At 65.6% G+C, this 18261-nt stretch carries 14 protein-coding genes and 1 riboswitch; of the genes, 11 read left to right on the top strand and 3 right to left on the bottom strand.

Going from position 1 to position 18261, the window contains the following annotated elements:
• Positions 1-56 precede the first annotated feature (56 nt).
• From I6F21_RS25095 to cysN, 4 genes are all read left to right on the top strand, one after another.
• Complete coding sequence (locus I6F21_RS25095; RefSeq protein WP_109141992.1) at positions 57-1775, top strand: methyl-accepting chemotaxis protein; 1719 nt, start codon at positions 57-59, stop codon at positions 1773-1775.
• 155 nt (positions 1776-1930) lie between these two features.
• On the top strand, positions 1931-2950 hold the full coding sequence (locus I6F21_RS25090) for a sulfotransferase family protein (RefSeq protein ID WP_225144191.1): 1020 nt from the start codon (positions 1931-1933) through the stop codon (positions 2948-2950).
• A gap of 5 nt (positions 2951-2955) precedes the next feature.
• Positions 2956-3918: a sulfate adenylyltransferase subunit CysD gene (gene cysD / locus I6F21_RS25085; RefSeq protein ID WP_036024260.1), complete on the top strand. Its 963-nt coding sequence runs from the start codon at positions 2956-2958 to the stop codon at positions 3916-3918.
• On the top strand, positions 3918-5813 hold the full coding sequence (cysN, locus tag I6F21_RS25080; RefSeq protein ID WP_225183559.1) for a sulfate adenylyltransferase subunit CysN: 1896 nt from the start codon (positions 3918-3920) through the stop codon (positions 5811-5813). The genes cysD and cysN overlap by 1 nt, the downstream gene beginning before the upstream one ends.
• Before the next feature lie 49 nt (positions 5814-5862).
• Here the strand turns inward: cysN and I6F21_RS25075 are convergent, their stop codons facing one another.
• A complete protein-coding gene (locus I6F21_RS25075) occupies positions 5863-6072 on the bottom strand; it encodes a DUF1674 domain-containing protein (RefSeq protein ID WP_036024240.1) in 210 nt (69 codons plus the stop codon).
• A gap of 188 nt (positions 6073-6260) precedes the next feature.
• Between I6F21_RS25075 and I6F21_RS25070 the strand changes: the two genes are divergently transcribed.
• From I6F21_RS25070 to purH, 3 genes are all read left to right on the top strand, one after another.
• A complete protein-coding gene (locus I6F21_RS25070) occupies positions 6261-7607 on the top strand; it encodes a transcription antitermination factor NusB (RefSeq protein ID WP_225183558.1) in 1347 nt (448 codons plus the stop codon).
• 157 nt (positions 7608-7764) lie between these two features.
• Positions 7765-9483 carry a heparinase II/III family protein gene (locus I6F21_RS25065; protein WP_225183557.1) on the top strand — a complete coding sequence of 573 codons (1719 nt, stop codon included), beginning with the start codon at positions 7765-7767 and terminating at the stop codon, positions 9481-9483.
• 59 nt (positions 9484-9542) lie between these two features.
• Positions 9543-9624, top strand: a riboswitch (ZMP/ZTP riboswitch).
• 24 nt (positions 9625-9648) lie between these two features.
• Positions 9649-11241: a bifunctional phosphoribosylaminoimidazolecarboxamide formyltransferase/IMP cyclohydrolase gene (purH, locus tag I6F21_RS25060; RefSeq protein ID WP_225183556.1), complete on the top strand. Its 1593-nt coding sequence runs from the start codon at positions 9649-9651 to the stop codon at positions 11239-11241.
• 121 nt (positions 11242-11362) lie between these two features.
• Here purH and I6F21_RS25055 read toward each other — a convergent pair whose 3' ends face one another.
• Positions 11363-12748 carry an MFS transporter gene (locus tag I6F21_RS25055; RefSeq protein WP_225157718.1) on the bottom strand — a complete coding sequence of 462 codons (1386 nt, stop codon included), beginning with the start codon at positions 12746-12748 and terminating at the stop codon, positions 11363-11365.
• Positions 12749-12848: 100 nt separating this feature from the next.
• Here I6F21_RS25055 and ggt point away from each other — a divergent pair, with 100 nt between their 5' ends.
• Positions 12849-14600, top strand: a complete 1752-nt coding sequence (gene ggt, locus I6F21_RS25050) for a gamma-glutamyltransferase (RefSeq protein ID WP_225183555.1) — start codon at positions 12849-12851, stop codon at positions 14598-14600.
• A 30-nt stretch (positions 14601-14630) separates the two neighbouring features.
• Here ggt and I6F21_RS25045 read toward each other — a convergent pair whose 3' ends face one another.
• Complete coding sequence (locus I6F21_RS25045; protein ID WP_036002974.1) at positions 14631-15296, bottom strand: glutathione S-transferase; 666 nt, start codon at positions 15294-15296, stop codon at positions 14631-14633.
• 151 nt (positions 15297-15447) lie between these two features.
• Between I6F21_RS25045 and I6F21_RS25040 the strand changes: the two genes are divergently transcribed.
• From I6F21_RS25040 to I6F21_RS25030, 3 genes are all read left to right on the top strand, one after another.
• Positions 15448-16044 carry a DUF2239 family protein gene (locus tag I6F21_RS25040; protein WP_109141984.1) on the top strand — a complete coding sequence of 199 codons (597 nt, stop codon included), beginning with the start codon at positions 15448-15450 and terminating at the stop codon, positions 16042-16044.
• Positions 16045-16132: 88 nt separating this feature from the next.
• Positions 16133-17482: an MATE family efflux transporter gene (locus I6F21_RS25035; protein ID WP_225183554.1), complete on the top strand. Its 1350-nt coding sequence runs from the start codon at positions 16133-16135 to the stop codon at positions 17480-17482.
• A gap of 101 nt (positions 17483-17583) precedes the next feature.
• Positions 17584-18192 carry a 2-hydroxychromene-2-carboxylate isomerase gene (locus tag I6F21_RS25030; protein WP_193374950.1) on the top strand — a complete coding sequence of 203 codons (609 nt, stop codon included), beginning with the start codon at positions 17584-17586 and terminating at the stop codon, positions 18190-18192.
• Positions 18193-18261 lie beyond the last annotated feature (69 nt).

Here is an 18261-nt window from a genome sequence, read left to right as displayed (position 1 = left end):
AATCTCAATCATTGGTTGCGAATAGCTGTTATACGACAAACCGAGGGGAGATTGCCGTGAGGTCATTCAGGTTTCGCATTGGAACAAAGCTCGGCATCGTGACGGGCGTGAGCGTCGTGCTGGTCGGCGGCATGCTGACCAATCAGATGCTCGGCAACCGCTCCATTGCCGAATCCAATCGCCTCGTCACGATCAACTATCTCAACAAGGGCAATGCGCAGGCGGCTCAGACGGCGATGGCACGCGCGCAGCTCGCCGCTCTCGAACTCGGCTCGGCACCGTCAGCCGGAGAGGTCGACAGGCTCCTCGAGCTTCTCCGTACCCGGGCCGGCGAAGCCGGCACCGAAATCGATGCCGCGAGAGAGCGGGCGACCCGCAAGGTCACACAGGACGCTTACCGCGAGGCCAAGAAGTTCGTCGATGCGTATCTGGCCAGCGGCGTCGAGCTCGCCGCGGCGCAAAAGGCGGTCATCGCCGCCCCCGCGGGTGGCGCCAAGCTTGCAGCAGAGTCGGCCAAGGCAAGTATTCTCGCAGAGCATATGCGTCCGGCAGCGCAGGAAGTCAGCAAGCGCATCGACGATCTCGTCGGCGTCGCCAACGAATTCGCCGCGCGCCGCAAGGGCGAGATGCTGGCCGAGTTGGACCGCGTCGCCAATTTCGCTTTGATCGTCGGCCTATTCGTCGTCCTGACGTTGGTCGGCTCCGCAGTCTTTTCCGTCTCGAACGTCGCCCGTCCGATCCGTCGCATCGGCGATGTGCTCCTGCAGCTCGCCGGAGGCAACAAGGCGATCGAAATTCCCTACACCCGCCGTGGCGACGAGGTCGGCGACAACGCCCGCGCGGCACAGACCTTCAAGGACAATCTGATCCGCATCGAGCAGATGGAAGCCGAGCAGAAGAACCATCAAGCCGCTGCGGCCGCTCAGCGCAAGCAGGAGATGACGCGGCTTGCCAACGCGTTCGAAACTGCGGTCGGCGGCATCATCAACTCGGTGTCAGCCGCATCCCAGGAGCTCGAATCCGCGGCCGGCACGTTGTCGGGTACGGCCGAACAAACCCAGCAGCTCTCCGGAATGGTCGCCGCCGCCTCGGAGGAAGCCTCGACCAATGTCGGGGCCGTGGCGTCCGCGGCCGAGGAAATGAGCACGTCGGTCGTCGAGATCGGCCGTCAGGTGCACGATTCCAGCCGTATCGCCGGCGATGCGGTCAAGCAGGCCGAGCGCACCGATGCCCGGATCAACGAGCTGCTCAAGGCGGCGGGCCGCATCGGCGACGTCGTCAAATTGATCACGGCGATCGCCGAACAGACCAACCTCCTGGCGCTAAACGCAACGATCGAGGCGGCGCGCGCCGGCGAGTCCGGCCGCGGCTTTGCGGTCGTGGCGAGCGAGGTCAAGGCGCTCGCGGCGCAAACCGCGCGAGCGACCGAGGAAATCAGCGCGCAGATCGCCGGCATGCAATCGGCAACGCAGGACTCCGTCGGAGCGATCAAGGAAATCGGAACGACTATCGGCCGCATCTCCGATATTTCGACGACCATTGCCGCGACGATCGAACAGCAGGGCGCAGCGACGGCCGAGATTGCGCGAAACGTCAGCGAAGCCGCCAAGGGAACGGTCGAAGTCGCGGACAAGATCGCCCAGGTCAGCCATGGCGCGAGCGCGACCGGCGCGGCGTCGGGACAAGTGTTGGCGTCGGCGCGTTCACTGTCGAGCGAAAGCAGCCTCCTGAAGACGGAGGTCGAGAAGTTCCTCAGCACCGTGCGCGCTGCGTAATGCACAACGAAGCCGCGAGCACGATTGCCGTGCTCGCCGGACATTTATGAAGCCCCCGGGATTTCCCGGGTTTGACCGGGGTCGTAATCAACACTAGGTTGAACATTGAGCCGTAAGCAACTCGCTTGCGGAACTTGTTCAGCGAGTCCCCCGCCATGAATATCGATGCGTCGTCCCCCGATTCGCTCGAGCGAATCGCCGAACTCGTTCGTCGGCAAGATAGTTCTCTCGACACCACGCTGCTTCCGCCGGTGGAGGGGTTCCAAACCAGGACCGTCGCGCTCGAAACACTGATGCGCGAGGTGACGGAGTGCCTGGCGGACGGCTTCCGGCATCGCTCGCCGCAAGACTTTCCCATGCTCTATTTTGCATGCGGCAAGGCGCGCGTCGGATCGACGGCCCTGAGCAATCTGTTCGGCATGACCGGGATGCCTTCCTACTATCAGCCTTTGAAGGCCATGCTGCGCGATGCGCTCGTCGGCAAGAGGCCGGCGCCGTGGGCCGTGCCGTCGGCAGACGACGAGCCGCACATCTTCAGCAAGGAAACGATCGGGCCCTACGTGCTCGCCGAGAGCCTGTTCAATCCGCTCAAGCTGCTGATTGAGGCGGGCTATCCGCGGCACCGGCTGCATCTCATCATGCTCGACCGTGAGCCGGCGAGTTCACTGGCATCGTGGCTCGACAAGCTGATCTCGCGCGCGCCTGAAGATGTATTGCTGCGGCACTATGTCGTCGCCGCGCTCAGCGCGGCTCAAGTCGCAAGCTACGCCCAGCGACAGGGCGTTGCCGTCACTCACTACGTCTACGAGGTGAGCAAGGAGGCCGTGTCCTCGGTTCGTGTCCTGTTCGAACGGATCGGCCTTTCGGGCAGCTTCAACGAGAATGCCGTGACGTCCTGGCGTGAGCCGGGAGACTCGCACGCGAACAATGCGCGCGTCATCTTCCCGAGCGAAGCGACGATCTACAAGGTGCCCAATTTGCACACCTCCGACAGTGCCTATCGCTACCAGCGCCGTGCGACGGCCTCTCTGAGCGAAGCGCAACGCGAGGCTCTGGAGCGCTGCGGGGTCAATGATGCCTATCGCGTCGCGGTCGCCGCCTGTGTTCGCGATCTCGGCCTGAATGCGGCACTGTCGCAACGTCTGTTCGGCGACTGGTTTGCTGCGGCTGCGTGATGGTCATGCTGGACGTTCCCACCGGAGCCGATTCCGCACTCCGTGAAGGTGCTGGCGGCAAGCAGCGTCACGTCGCCAGCCACCTCCGCCGTCTGGAGGCGGAAAGCATCCACATCCTGCGAGAGACGGCGGCCGAGTTCCGCAAGCCGGTCATGCTGTATTCCATCGGGAAGGATTCCTCGGTGCTGCTGCATCTGGCGATGAAGGCCTTCGATCCCGGCAAGCCGCCGTTTCCGCTGCTGCATGTCGATACGACCTGGAAGTTTCGCGAGATGATCGCGTTTCGGGACCGACGCGCGCGCGAGCTCGGCCTCGACCTGATCGTCCATACCAACAATGACGGATTGAGCCAGGGCATCGACCCTTTCACCCACGGCTCGGCCCGCTACACCGACGTGATGAAGACGCAAGCGCTGCGACAGGCGCTGGACTTCCACGGCTTCGACGCCGCGATTGGAGGCGCGCGGCGCGACGAGGAGAAGTCGCGCGCCAAGGAGCGCGTGTTCTCACACCGCAGCGCTGCGCATCGCTGGGATCCGAAGAACCAGCGGCCGGAGCTGTGGGGCTTGTACAACACGAGGCTCGCGCCCGGCGAGAGCATGCGGGTGTTTCCGCTGTCGAACTGGACCGAGATCGACGTGTGGGACTACATCCTGCTCGAGGACATCCCGATCGTTCCGCTCTATCTCGCAGCGTCGCGCCCCGTGGTCGAGCGCGACGGAGCATTGATCATGGTGGACGACGACCGGATGCCGCTGCAGCCCGGCGAGGAGCCGCAATCGCGCTCCGTCAGGTTTCGCACCCTCGGCTGCTATCCCCTCACCGGTGCAACGAGCTCGACGGCGGCAACCCTGCCCGAGATCGTGCAGGAGATGATGGCGTCGCGCACCTCCGAACGACAGGGACGCATGATCGACCGGGACAGTCCCGCATCGATGGAGCGCAAGAAGGCGGAAGGTTATTTCTGATGTCCTATCACGAGGCACCGGCGATCGCCGCCGCCGATGCGCCGCAGCTCGAGCAAGACGATCGCCCGACGTTGCGTTTCGTCACCTGCGGCAGCGTCGACGACGGCAAGAGCACGCTGGTCGGTCGGCTGCTCTACGATTCGAAGACGCTGCTCGACGACCAGCTCGACGCGCTCGCCTCGGAGAGCAGGACCGCCGGCACCACCGGCGGCGACCTCGACTTCGCGCTGCTGGTCGACGGGTTGCAGGCCGAGCGCGAGCAGGGCATCACCATCGACGTGGCCTACCGCTTCTTCGCCACGAAGCTGCGCCGCTTCATCGTCGCCGACACGCCGGGACATGCGCAATATACGCGCAACATGGCGACCGGTGCCTCCAATGCTGAGCTCGCCGTGGTGCTGGTCGACGCCCGCAAGGGCGTGATCACGCAGACGCGGCGTCACAGCCACATCCTGTCGCTGCTCGGCATCCGCCACGTCGTGCTCGCCGTGAACAAGATGGACCTGATCGGATTCGACGGCGATCGCTTCGCTGCCATCACCGCCGAATACCTGACTCTGGCCGGTCAGCTCGGGATCTCTCAGGTCCAGTGCATCCCGGTCGTGGCGCCCGACGGCGACAACATCGTCGCCGCGAGCACGCGCATGCCCTGGTACGAGGGACCGACCGTTACGGCCTATCTGGAATCCGTGGACGTGGCCGGGGACGCCTCGCAGCAGCCGTTCCGGCTGCCGGTGCAATGGGTGAGTCGGCCGCATGCGGATTTTCGCGGCTTCTGCGGACGGATCGCGAGTGGAACGATCGCAGTGGGCGATGCCGTTCGCGCGCAGCCGTCGGGACACCAGACCCGCATCGCGCGCATTCTCACGCCCGCCGGCGAGCGCAATCACGCAAGGTCGGGCGAGTCCATCACCCTCACGCTCGCCGACGAGATCGACGTCAGCCGCGGCGACGTGCTGACCGCCGGATCTGCAGCGCCGGTGGCGGATCAGCTCGCGGCCCATCTCGTCTGGTTCGATGGCGAGGCCATGGTCGCCGGCCGGCGCTATTTGCTCCGGTGCGGTACCGCCTCGACCGGCGCGGTGATCACGGAACTCAAGCACCGGATCGCCATCGACACCATGGCGCGGGAAAGCGCCGCCACGCTCGACGTCAATGAGATCGGCTATGTCCATCTCGATCTCGACCGCCCGCTGGTGTTCGAGGCCTATCGCGACAACCGCGAGATGGGCAGTTTCATCTTGATCGACCCGATCAGCCATCGCACTGCCGCGGCGGGAATGATCGACATGTCGCTCCGCCGCGCCACCAACGTTCATTGGCAGCGGCTTGCGGTCGACAAATCCGTGCGAGCCCGGCTGAAGCAGCAACGGCCCTGCGTGCTCTGGTTCACGGGGCTGAGCGGCGCCGGCAAATCGACCATCGCCAATCTCGTCGACAGCCGGCTCGCCGAGCTCGGGCGCCATGCCGCGTTGCTCGACGGCGACAATCTTCGTCACGGCATCAACCGCGACCTCGGCTTTTCCAACGCGGAGAGGACGGAGAACGTCCGGCGCGTCGCGGAGATCGCGGGGCTGTTCGTCGAGGCCGGCTTGATCGCGCTGGTGGCGCTGATCTCGCCGTTCCGCAGCGAGCGGGAGCTGGCGCGCCAGCGGCTCGAAGCGGGCGAGTTCATCGAGATCCATGTCGCGACGCCGCTTGCCGAATGCGAGCGCCGCGATCCCAAGGGGCTCTATCGCAAGGCTAGGTCGGGCCAGCTGCCGGCATTCACCGGCATCGATGCCCCCTACGAAGCGCCGCTGGCGCCCGACATCACCATCGACACCTCGGAGCTGTCGAGCGAGGCGGCCTGCGAACGCATCATCCGCTACTTGCGAGCGCACAACTACCTGTGACGACCGGGACGAGATCTGCCGGCGTTATCCAGCCGCTCCGACTGCAAGCTCAGAAGTCGGAAGCGATGCCCTTGCGCTCCCAATCGCCGTAGCGGGTGGGCTCGGGCCCCTTCGGCCCCTGCAGCTCCTTCGCCTTGGTCTTGTTCTTGGCCTCATCCTTGGCCTTGGCGGCCGCAGCCTGCCGGCGCGCCTCGGCCTCGGCCAGCGCGCGCTGGGCGGCCGGCGACAGCGGCTTGCGATCGGGAACGGGGTCACTCATCGCCGCGCTTTCTAGCGCAGGACCGGGCACAACGCGATGCCCAATAACGCATTCCTGAAATCGGCTCGGAGCGCTGAAAAACCCGCAAGCGATTCTTACATTTGGCATATTCGCGTGTCAGAGATCGCCTTCTCAAGGCATGCGCCCATCGCGGCGGAACTGCCGCTCGTTCAGAACCTTGCTTCCGCATGCCATCTCAACGTTTCGTCCCTCCGTCCGAAGTGCCCGGCCTTGCGGCGCGACGGATTGCCGCCGACATCGTCGACGGCGTGCTGCACAAGCACCGCACGCTCGACGACCAGCTCGACGGCGGCGGTGCCCATCCCGGACTGAAGACGCTGGCCGACCGCGACCGCGCGCTGATGCGGCGCCTGGTCGCCACGGTGCTGCGCCGGCGCGGCACGCTCGGCCATGTGCTGTCCCGCCTGCTCGACAAGGGCGTTCCCTCCGACGCGCCACGCGCGCAGAGCGCACTTTTGATCGGCGCCGCCCAGATCCTCTGGATGGACGTGCCGGATCACGCCGCGGTCGATCTCTCCGTCCGCCTCGTGCAATCCGACCGCCGCGCCGCGCGCTATGCCGGGCTCGTCAACGCCGTGCTGCGCCGCTGTGCGCGCGAGGGCAAGGCGCTGGTCGAGGAGGTCGCGACGCAATCGCTGGATCTGCCGCCATGGCTGCTCGCGCGCTGGAGCGCTCATTATGGCGAGGCGACCGCACGAGACATGGCATCGGCGCTCGGCCACGAGCCCTCGCTCGATCTCACGGTGAAATCGGATCCCACCCAATGGGCAAGTCGCCTGCATGGTGAGATGCTGCCGACGGGAACGGTGCGGATGCTGCTGCATGGTGCGGTAACCATGCTGCCCGGCTTCGCCGAAGGACAATGGTGGGTACAGGACGCCGCCGCCACGTTGCCCGCCCGGCTGTTCGGCGATGTCAAAGGCAAGTCCATTGCCGATCTCTGCGCCGCCCCTGGCGGCAAGACCGCGCAGCTGGTGCTCTCGGGCGCGCAGGTCACGGCGATCGACCGCTCGCCGGCACGGGTGGCGCGTTTGCGCGAAAACCTGGCGCGGCTGTCGCTGCAAGCCGAGACCGTCGTCGCTGACGCCGTGGAATGGGCCGGCCCGGCGGAGGCGTTCGACGGTATTCTGATTGATGCTCCCTGCACCTCCACCGGCACGATCCGCCGGCATCCCGACGTCGCATGGCTGCGGCAGGACTCCGACATCGCTACCTTGGCCGCGCTCCAGCAGCGGCTGCTGCGCAAATCGGTGTCGCTGCTCAAGCCGGGCGGGACGCTGGTCTATTGCACCTGTTCGCTGGAACCCGAGGAGGGCGAGCAGGCGGTGGCGGCACTGCTCGCCGCCGAGCCCGCGCTTCGCCGCGCTCCGATCATGGCATCGGAGGTTGCGGGCCTCGACGAAATCCTCAACCGGGACGGCGACCTGCGCACCCTGCCCTGCCATCTGCCGAACGCCGATCCCAGGCTCGGCGGGCTCGACGGATTTTTTGCGGCTCGGCTCGTTAAATCCTGATTTTGCACTGGATTTTGCGACCGCGGCGCTGATTCGCGCCGTTCAAGGTGGTGTTAGACGTCCGATTTTGGGATTAATAAGGATTCGTCACTGATCCTCTCCCCCATCAAGGCAAGGCGTGTCGGTCGCTCAACGCAGACGTATCTCGACGCTGGTCATGAACCGCTTCGCGCGGAACATGCTCGCGCGCGCGAGCGGCGGTTCCGTTGTGCTGTCGCGGGTCTGGCCCGGCCGCACCGACCGGCTGATCATCGCGCCGCATGACCTGCGGACCGCGGATGCGACTCGCGCTGCCGAGATCTATGCCGGTCGCTTCGTCTTCGCCGGCAAGATCGTCAATTGCCACGGCCGCTCGATCTTCGACCTCGAGCCGCCGTCGGAGGATTGGGAGGTTGCGCTGCTCGGCTTCGGCTGGCTGCGGCACTTGCGCGCCGCCGATACGGCGCTGACGCGGGCGAATGCGCGCGCGCTGATCGAGGACTGGATCTCGAATCCCGCCAACAAGCGACGCCCCGTCGCGCGCCGTGCCGACGTGCTGGCGCGGCGCGTGATCTCGCTGCTGTCGCAGGCGCCGCTGGTGCTGAGCGAGACCGACAACAAGTTCTACCGCCGTTACTTGCGGGCGCTGGCGCGCGAGATCCGCTTCCTGCGCTATACCATGGTCGACATTCCGGACGGGGTGCCGAAGCTGCAGGTGCTGATCGCGCTGTGCTATGCGTCCCTGTGCCTCGCCAACCAGACGCGTCACATCCGCACCGCCTCCAAGAAGCTGTCCGACGAATTGCAGCGGCAGATCCTGCCCGATGGCGGCCACATCTCGCGCAATCCGGGGGCGCTGATCGAGCTCCTGATCGACCTCTTGCCGCTGCGGCAGACTTTTGCCGCGCGCAATATCGCGCCGCCGCCGGCGCTGCTCAATGCGATCGACCGCATGATGCCGATGCTGCGCTTCTTCCGGCACGGTGACGGCAATTTCGCCCTGTTCAACGGCATGAGCGCGACCTCATCCGACCTGCTCGCCACGCTGCTCGCCTATGACGACACCCACGGCGTGCCGATGGCGAACATGCCGCATACAGGCTTTCAGCGCCTCGATGCCGGCCAGACCACTGTGATCATCGACACCGGCCCGCCGCCGCCGGCCGGCGTCAGTCACGACGCCCATGCCGGCTGCCTCTCGTTCGAATTGTCGTCCGGCATCAGCCGCATCGTCACCAATTGCGGCATGCCGACCACCGGCCGCGACAATTGGCGGCCGTTCGCACGCAGCACGGCGGCGCATTCGACCCTGACCTATCACGAGACGTCGTCATGCCAGTTCGTCGAGATGTCGGCGATGAAGCGGCTCCTGCACGGCGCGCCCGTCACCAGCGGCCCGGTCGAGGTCGAGAGCTATCGCGAGGTCGTGCAGAACGGCACGCTGCTCACGACCTCACATGACGGCTATCTCGCCAAGTTCGGCGCAATCCACCGCCGCGTGCTGATGATCGCCAATGACGGCGCGCGCATCGATGGCGAGGACTCGCTGTCGCCGCCGCAGGGCGGACGCTTCAAAGGTGCCGATGCCGATTTCGCGCTGCGCTTCCATCTGCATCCGGCGGTGAAGGCGAGCCGGCTGTCGGATGCGCGCGGCGTCATGCTGGTGCTGCCGAACCGCGACGTCTGGACCTTCGAGGCATTGGACGACAAGGTCGATCTCGAGGACAGCGTGTTCCTGGCCGGCAATGACGGCCCGCGCCGCACCGCCCAGATCGTGATCCGTCAGAACGCCCGCCAGGCGCCGTCGATCCGCTGGAGCTTTGTCCGCTCCACCGCCTCGCCCGCAGTGACCAATGCCCGCCGCAACGCCCGGCGCGAGCCGGAACTTCCGTTGTAAACAGGCGCGATCCGGCCCTATCTACCCGTTGAGAGCGACGCCAAAAGCTGCTATCGAGCGCTCGCTCGCGCGACTGGCGACCTTGGATGGAGCACCATCGGGAAGCGCGGGACATATAAGCCGCGCGCCTGGGCATAGACACTCCCTGAACAGAGGATCTTGCTCATGACTGACCATCCCCGCCGCGTCACCCGCGCCCTTCTCTCCGTCTCCGACAAGACCGGCCTAATCGAGTTCGCCAAGGCGCTCGCCGCGCACGATGTCGAGCTGGTCTCGACCGGCGGCACCGCGAAAGCGATCGCCGCGGCCGGCCTTAAGGTGAAGGACGTCTCCGACCTCACCGGCTTCCCCGAGATGATGGACGGCCGCGTCAAGACGCTGCATCCGAAGGTGCATGGCGGCTTGCTCGCGATCCGCGACAACAAGGACCATGCGGAGGCGATGCAGGCGCACGGCATCGCGCCGATCGACCTGCTCGTCGTCAATCTCTATCCGTTCGAGGCCACCGTCGACAAAGGCGCGGGCTTCGAGGATTGCATCGAGAACATCGACATCGGGGGCCCCGCGATGATCCGCGCCGCCGCCAAGAATCACGACGATGTTGCCGTCGTGGTCGAGGCGCAGGACTATCAGGCCGTGCTCGACGAGCTTGCCGCCAACAAGGGCGCGACCACGCTAAAGCTTCGCCGGCGGCTTGCCGCGAAGGCCTATGCCCGCACTGCGGCCTATGACGCCGCGATCTCGAACTGGTTCAATCGTCAGCTCGAGATCGACGCGCCCGACTTCCGCGCTTTCGGCGGCAGGCTGATCCAGTCGTTGCGCTACGGCGAGAACCCGCACCAGACCGCCGCGTTCTATGCGACCCCGGACAAGCGCCCCGGCGTCTCCACCGCGCGGCAGCTCCAGGGCAAGGAGCTCTCCTACAACAACATCAACGACACCGATGCCGCCTACGAGTGCATCGGCGAGTTCGACGCCAAGCGCACCGCGGCCTGCGTCATCGTCAAGCATGCCAATCCCTGCGGTGTCGCCGAAGGTCCGAACCTCGTCGAGGCCTATCGCAGGGCGCTGGCCTGCGATTCGACGTCCGCGTTCGGCGGCATCATCGCGATGAACCGCGCGCTCGATGCCGATAGCGCGCGCGAGATCACCAAGATCTTCACCGAGGTCATCATCGCGCCCGACGCCAGCGAAGAGGCGATCGCCATCATCGGCGGCAAGAAGAACCTGCGCCTGCTGCTCGCCGGCAGCCTGCCCGATCCGCGTGCGCCGGGCCTGACCGCCAAGACGGTGGCCGGCGGCCTGCTGGTGCAAAGCCGCGACAACGCCGTGGTCGACGACATGACGTTCAAGGTCGTCACCAAGCGCGCGCCGACGGATGCGGAGATGCGTGATCTGAAGTTTGCGTTCCGGGTGGCAAAACACGTCAAGTCCAACACCATCATCTACGCCAAGGATCTTGCCACCGTCGGTATCGGCGCGGGTCAGATGAGCCGGGTGGATTCAGCGCGGATTGCCGCACGCAAGGCGCAGGATGCTGCTAGCGAGCTGAAGCTCGCCGAACCGCTCACCAAGGGTTCGGTGGTGGCCTCGGATGCGTTCTTCCCGTTCCCCGACGGCATGCTCGCCTGCATCGAAGCCGGCGCCACCGCCGTGGTGCAGCCCGGCGGCTCCATGCGCGACGACGAGGTGATCAAGGCCGCCGACGAGCACGGCATCGCCATGGTGTTCACGGGAACGCGGCACTTCAGGCATTGAGTCCATCGACTCGTCATTGCGAGCGAAGCGAAGCAATCCAGTCTGTCTCCGCAAGGAAGGTCTAGATTGCTTCGTCGCAAGTGCTCCTCGCAATGACGAGGATAGAGTTGCATGATGCGGGCTAATCCCGCACCCGCACCAACAGCCCCAGTCCCGCGACGAAGAACACCACCAGCACGGCCATGCCGGCCTTCTGGCTGGCGGTCAGCGCGGTGACCAGGCCGATCAGGAGCGGGCCGATGAAGGACGTCACCTTTCCCGTCAGCGCAAACAGGCCGAAATATTGCGCGATGCGATCCTTCGGCGCGAGATGGATCAGCAGCGTGCGGGAAGCGGCCTGGAGCGGGCCGCCGGCTGCACCGATCAGGCAGCCCAGCACGAGATAGGCGCGCTCGGCCGTACTCGAGAACAGGGCAGCGCCCGCTTGCGGCGGCGCGGTCTTGACGAACAGGACGCTGTCCTTGTCGACGAGGAGAATCGCGGCCACCGACAGCAGCAGGACCAGCAGGCTGCCGGCGATGACGCGCTTCGGCCCGAGACGATCATCCAGCTTGCCGCCGAACCAGGCGCCGAGCGCGCCGGCGATCGCGAGCATGATGCCGAACGTCCCGATCTGGATGGTGTGCCAGCCGAAGGTGCCCGCGGCATAGATGCCGCCGAAGGCGAACAGCGACACCAGACCATCGGTGTAGATCATGTTGGCGAGCAGGAATGCCGCGAGCGATTTCTGCCTCGGCAGACTCTTGATCGACTGCTTCAGCTCCGACAGGCCTTCGCGCAACGCCTCGCCCAGCGGGCGCTTCGCCGGATAATCCGGCGTGAACAGGAACATCGGCGTCACGAAGATGATGAACCACAGCGCAGTCAGCGGCCCCGCGGCACGATCGCCCTGACGTGTGAGGGGATCGAGGCCGAAGAGCGGCGTGACGCCGAGCAGCGTGCGGCCGGTCTCGGGATTGGCGGCGAGCAGGCCGAGCACGATGATCAGGCTGACGATGCCGCCAATGTAGCCCGTGGCCCAGCCGGTGCCGGAGAGACGACCGATTCGCTCCGGCGGCACCAGCGTCGGCATCATCGCGTTGTTGAAGAGCGTGGCAAATTCCGCACCAACGCTGGCGAGCGCAACTGCGGTGAGCACAAGCGGAATGACCGCATGATCGCCGGGCTTGCCGATCCAGAGCGTGCAGGACGCCAGCACCAGCACCGTACCGAAACCTGCGATCCACGGTTTCCTGCGGCCCGAAGCGTCGGCGATGGCGCCGAGCACCGGCGACAACAGCGCGATCGCAAGGCCCGCGGCCGCCATCGCAAAGCCCCACAAGGATTGACCGGCGGCGGGATTTGGCGCAATGGCCGTCGCGAAATAGGGCGCGAACACGAAGGTCGTGATCAGCGTGAAATATGGCTGCGCGGCCCAATCGAAGAAGATCCAACTCACGACGGCGGCGCGCGGCGGATAGGTCCGCGCCACGCCGGCCATGCGCGCATCCGGAGCGATTGTCGTCATCACGCAGCACCCATCACGAACAGTTTTGCCTCTCTTAGAGCAAACGGTATAGCATTACAGTGACGGGTGTGAACCGGTGCAACGCCACGGCGGGAATTCGATGATGTCGTCATATTCGACACGGCGGAGATTTTTAGCCGCCATTGCCGTCCTGGTGCTCGGTCTCGCCCCTGCGACCGCTCAGGATGCACGGCAGGGCTATGTTCCGCCCGCACGCGAGGCAGTGCGCGCCGTCGCCGCCGAGCACGGCATGGTGGTGGCGCAGGAGAAGATCTCCGCGCAGATCGGCGCCGACATCCTGCGGCGCGGCGGCAATGCCATCGACGCTGCGGTCGCGACCGGCTTCGCGATGGCCGTGACCTATCCGCGTGCCGGCAATATCGGCGGCGGCGGCTTCATGGTGATCCATTCCGCCGATCGCAATGAAGACATCACGATCGACTATCGCGAAACCGCGCCGGCCGCGACCACGCCGCAGATCTTCCTCGGCGCCGACGGCAAGCCCGACGCGACGAAGTCACGGGATTCCGCGCTCGGCATCGGCGTGCCCGGCACCGTCGCCGGCCTTGCGCTCGCGCTCGAGAAATACGGCTCGGGTCAGTTCACGCTGGCGCAACTGCTGGCGCCTGCGATCGCGCTCGCACGCGATGGCTTCATCGTCAGCGACGACATGGCCGATACGTTGCCGGGCTGGCACCGGCGGCTGGCACGCTGGCCTTCTTCGGCCAGGATATTCTCGCGTCCGGATGGCACGCCGCTGGGCGAAGGCGATCGGCTGGTGCAGGGCGATCTCGCCGAAACGCTGGCGGCCGTCGCTGCACAGGGGCCGCGGGGATTCTACGAGGGGCCGGTCGCCGAGAAGCTCGCCAAGGCCGTGACCGATGCCGGCGGCATCATGACGCCGGCCGACCTCAAGGCCTATCAGCCGGTCATCCGCACGCCGGTGCGTGGCAGCTACCGCGGCTATGACATCGTGTCGATGCCGCTACCCTCATCCGGCGGCGTCGTGCTGATGGAGACGCTCAACATCCTCGAGGGCTTCCCTCTGGCCGATCTGAAGCAGGGATCGGCGGCGTCGCTGCATCTCTTGATCGAAGCCATGAAGCGCGCTTATGCCGATCGCGCCCGCTATCTCGGTGATCCCGCCTTCGTCAACGCGCCGATCGAGACCCTCATTGCGAAGGACTATGCCGCGAAGCTGCGCGCGCACATTTCCCCCGAACGCGCCACGCCGTCAAAAGAGCTCGTGGCCTCTCCTGCCGCGCCGCGTGAGGGCAGCAACACCACGCATTTTTCCGTCGTCGATGCCCGCGGCAACGCCGTCAGCAACACTTACACGCTGAACTTCAGCTACGGCGTCGGCCTCGTCGCCGACGGCACCGGCGTGCTGCTCAACAACGAGCTCGACGATTTCACCGCGGCAATCGGCGCCTCCAACGCCTATGGCCTGGTCGGCTTCGAAGCGAATCTTCCCGGTCCCGGTAAGCGGCCGCTGTCGTCGATGTCACCGACCATCGTGCTGAGGGACGGCAAGCCGGTGCTGGTGACGGGCTCGCCCGGCGGCAGCCGCATCATCTCGACCGTGCTGCAGGTGATCGTGAACGTGCTCGACTACGAGATGGATGTTGCGGCCGCGGTCGCAGCGCCGCGGCTGCACCACCAATGGCTGCCGGATGAAGTGCGCGTCGAGCGCGGCTTTCCCGAGGGCGTGCTGCTCGAGCTGAAGGCGATGGGGCACCTCGTCGTCGAGCCGATGGGCCAGACATCTGCCAACTCGATTCTGGTGACGCCGAACGGAACGCTGGGCGCAGCCGATCCGCGCACGCGCGGCGCGGAGGCGGCGGGGCAGTAACCTGCTCCCGGAATGACGGAGTAAGGGAGCTTACCGCCCGACCTGATACGGCCCGCCCTTCTCCAGCGCGCGCGCATATGCAGGCCGGGCGTGGATGCGCTCCAGGAACGCCATCGCCTTGGGATGGCCCTGCTCGAGGCCGCCGCGAGCTTGGGCGGCTTCGAGCGGAAAGCTCATCTGGATGTCAGCCGCGGTGAACTCGCTGCCGGCGAACCATTCGCTCTTGCCGAGCTCGCCTTCCCAATAGTCCATGTGCTGCTTCAGCTGCGGATTGACCAGCGCGGTCAGCGCCTGGTTGGAGACTTTGCGCACCAGCGGGCGCAGCAAGGCCGGCGCACGTTTCGGCATCAGCGTGAACAGCAGCTTGAGCAGCAGCGGCTGCATCGCGGATCCTTCCGCATAGTGCAGCCAATAGGTGTAGCGCAGCCGCTCCGGCGTGTTCGGCGGCGGGATCAGCCGCCCGTTGCCGTAGGTGGCGATGAGATATTCGATGATCGCGCCTGATTCGGCGATGGTGTTGCCGTTGTCGGTGATGACGGGCGATTTGCCGAGCGGATGGATGGCGCGCAGCTCCTTCGGCGCGCGCATGTCCGGCTGACGCTGATAGCGCACGATCTCGTAGGGAACGCCCAGCTCCTCGAGCAGCCACAGCACGCGCTGCGAGCGGGAATTGTTGAGGTGGTGAACGGTCAGCATCGCGGGGTCCTCAAGGCTTGGTCGTGGTCATCGGCCGCGCCGTTGGTGCCAGCCCGGGAACACATTGTCGAGCCGTCGCTGCTGAGATTTTTATCCGGGTATATTGACGCGAGTAATTTACCCGGGTATTAAGAAACCCAGCATCGTCAAAATGGCAATGATTCCAATGCAGAAATTTTTCACCGCTTTCCAGGGACAACGCCGCCTGGTGTCCGGGCCGGCTGGAGAGGTTGCGCTGGTCGTCAAGCGGGTGGCGTCACAGCCGGACGAGCCAATCATCATCTTCGAGGACGCCACGGGCCGATCGATCGACTTCGATCTGCGTGGTGGAGATCGCGAGGTGTTGGCGCGCTTGGCGAAGCTTGTCCCGCCGTCGGCTGAGGCGACCGAAGCACCCGCAGAGCCGCGCGGTCGCGGCCGGCCGAAGCTCGGCGTGGTCGCGCGCGAGGTGACCTTGCTGCCGCGGCACTGGGAGTGGCTCAACGCACAGGCCGGCGGCGCTTCGGTCGCGCTGCGCAAGCTCGTCGACGAAGCCAGGCGCGCCAGCGGCGACAAGGACCGCGAGCGGCAGGCGCGCGATGCGGCCTACCACTTCATGTCGACCATGGCCGGCGATCTGCCGCAGTTCGAGGAAGCCTCGCGCGCCCTGTTCGCGGATGACCGGCGACGCTTCACCGGCCTGATCGCCGACTGGCCGACCGACATCCGCGACCACATCGTCAAGCTCGCCTACAGCGACCGCGCTTAAACCGCGCGCCGCTTCTCGCGCCCCATCGACGGCCGAGCCGCGCATTGCGCGGCAACGGCTTCGCACGCCCTGATGAAAGGCCAATGCCATGTCTGCCGCAAAGCCGCTCTGGACCACATTCCTCCGCTTTCTCGCACCCCTGATGCTGAGCAACGCGCTGCAATCGCTGTTCGGCACCGTCAGCAACGTCTATCTCGGCCAGATGGTCGGCGTCGGCGCGCTCGCCGCGGTCTCGGCGTTCTTCCCGGTGATGTTCTTCCTGTTCGCCTTCGTCATGGGCCTCAGCACCGGCGCCACCGTGCTGATCGGCCAGGCCTTCGGCGCCGGCGAGCATGGCCGGATCAAGATCATCGTCGGCACGACACTCGCCGTCGGCCTGCTGCTCTCGATAGCGACTGCACTCGTTGGCGGGATCTTCAGCCGGCCCCTGATGGTGATGCTCGCCACGCCCGCGGACATTCTCGATGAAGCCAGCGCCTATGCGCGCATCATGCTGTTGACGATGCCGCTCGGCTTCATCTTCCTGCTGATGACGGCGATGATCCGCGGCGTCGGCGATGGAGTGACGCCGCTGCTGGCGCTGGCCTTGTCGACGGCGATCGGCCTGATCCTGACGCCGATGCTGATCCGCGGCACGTTCGGATTGCCGGCCGTCGGCATCACCAGTGCTGCCTGGGCGGCTGCGATCGCGAACACGCTGACGCTGATCGTGCTGGCTGCCTATCTGCTGCGGAGAAAGCACGCGCTCGCGCCGGATGCGACGCTGCTGCGTCACCTCCGACTAAACGGCGCCGTGCTCGGCAAAGTCCTCGGGATCGGCCTGCCGAGCGCGATCGGCATGGTGGTGATGGCGATCGCCGAGCTTGTGCTGCTCGGCCTCGTCAACGGCTTCGGCTCGAATGCCACCGCGGCCTATGGCGCCGTCAACCAGGTGATGGGCTACACCCAGTTCACGGCGATGTCGATTTCGATCGCGGTCTCGATCCTCGGCGCCCAGGCCGTCGGCGGCGGCGACCGGGCCCAGCTTGACGGCATCGTGCGGATGGGCCTTGCGTTCAATATCGTCCTGACCGGCGGGTTGGTGGCGCTGATCTACCTCGCGCCACGCGCGGTGCTCGGTATCTTCATCACCGAGGGCGCCGTGCTGGATCTGGCGAAGGGATTGCTCAACATCGCCTTGTGGAGCTCGGTGCCGTTCGGGCTCGCCACGGTGTTCTCGGGCGCAATGCGCGGCGCCGGCGTCGCGTTGACGCCGATGCTGCTGTCGATCTTCGCGATCGCCGCAATCGAGCTGCCGGCTGCAATCATCCTCAGCCACACGGTCGGCCTGACCGGCGTGTGGGCCGCCTATCCCATCGTGTTCTGCGCCATGTTGATTCTGCAGATGGGCTATTACCATCTGGTGTGGCGCAAGCGGGCGATGCAGCGCCTGATCTGACGGTCAAAGTATTATGACCGTCATTAAACGATAGACCTGTGGCGCGGCCTGCGCCACAATGAGAAAAAGCCGCTCAGAAAGCCAGGCCAGGGAGAATGATTTTGACCCGCACCGCCCCGCAATTCCTGTTCGATTTCGGTAGCCCCAACGCCTATCTCAGCCATCTGGCGATTCCAGCCATCGAACAGCGGATCGGCGTCAAGTTCGAATATGTGCCGATCCTGCTCGGCGGCATCTTCAAGTCGACCAACAACAAGTCGCCGGCCGAGACGCTCGCCGGCATCAAGAACAAGCGGGAGTTCCAGCAGGTCGAGACCGAGCGCTTCATCAAACGCTTCCATGTCCAGCCCTATGTCTGGAATCCGCACTTTCCCGTCAACACGCTGAACCTGATGCGCGCAGCGATCGCAGCGCAGCTCGAGGGCGTGTTCGAGACATATGTCGAGGCCACCTTCCACCACATGTGGCGCGAGCCGAAGAAGATGGACGATCCCGAGATCGCGGCGAAGGCGCTGGCGTCGTCTGGTCTCGATGCGCAAAAGCTGTTCGCCCGCGCCGGGGAACCCGAGGTGAAGGCCAAGCTGATCAAGAACACCGAGGAGGCGGTCGCCCGCGGCGCCTTCGGCTCGCCGACCTTCTTCGTCGGCAATGAAATGTTCTTCGGCAAGGAGCAGTTGCGCGAGGTCGAGGAGATGGTGTCGGGAAAGTGAAGCGCGCGAATGGCGAGTAGCGAATAGCGAGTGGAAATCGCGCCCACTATTCGCTACTCCCTATTCGCC

The sequence above is a fragment of the Bradyrhizobium sp. NBAIM03 genome, assembly GCF_020194055.1.
GTDB lineage: Bacteria > Pseudomonadota > Alphaproteobacteria > Rhizobiales > Xanthobacteraceae > Bradyrhizobium > Bradyrhizobium yuanmingense.
This window is presented reverse-complemented; position numbering and strand designations above follow the sequence as displayed.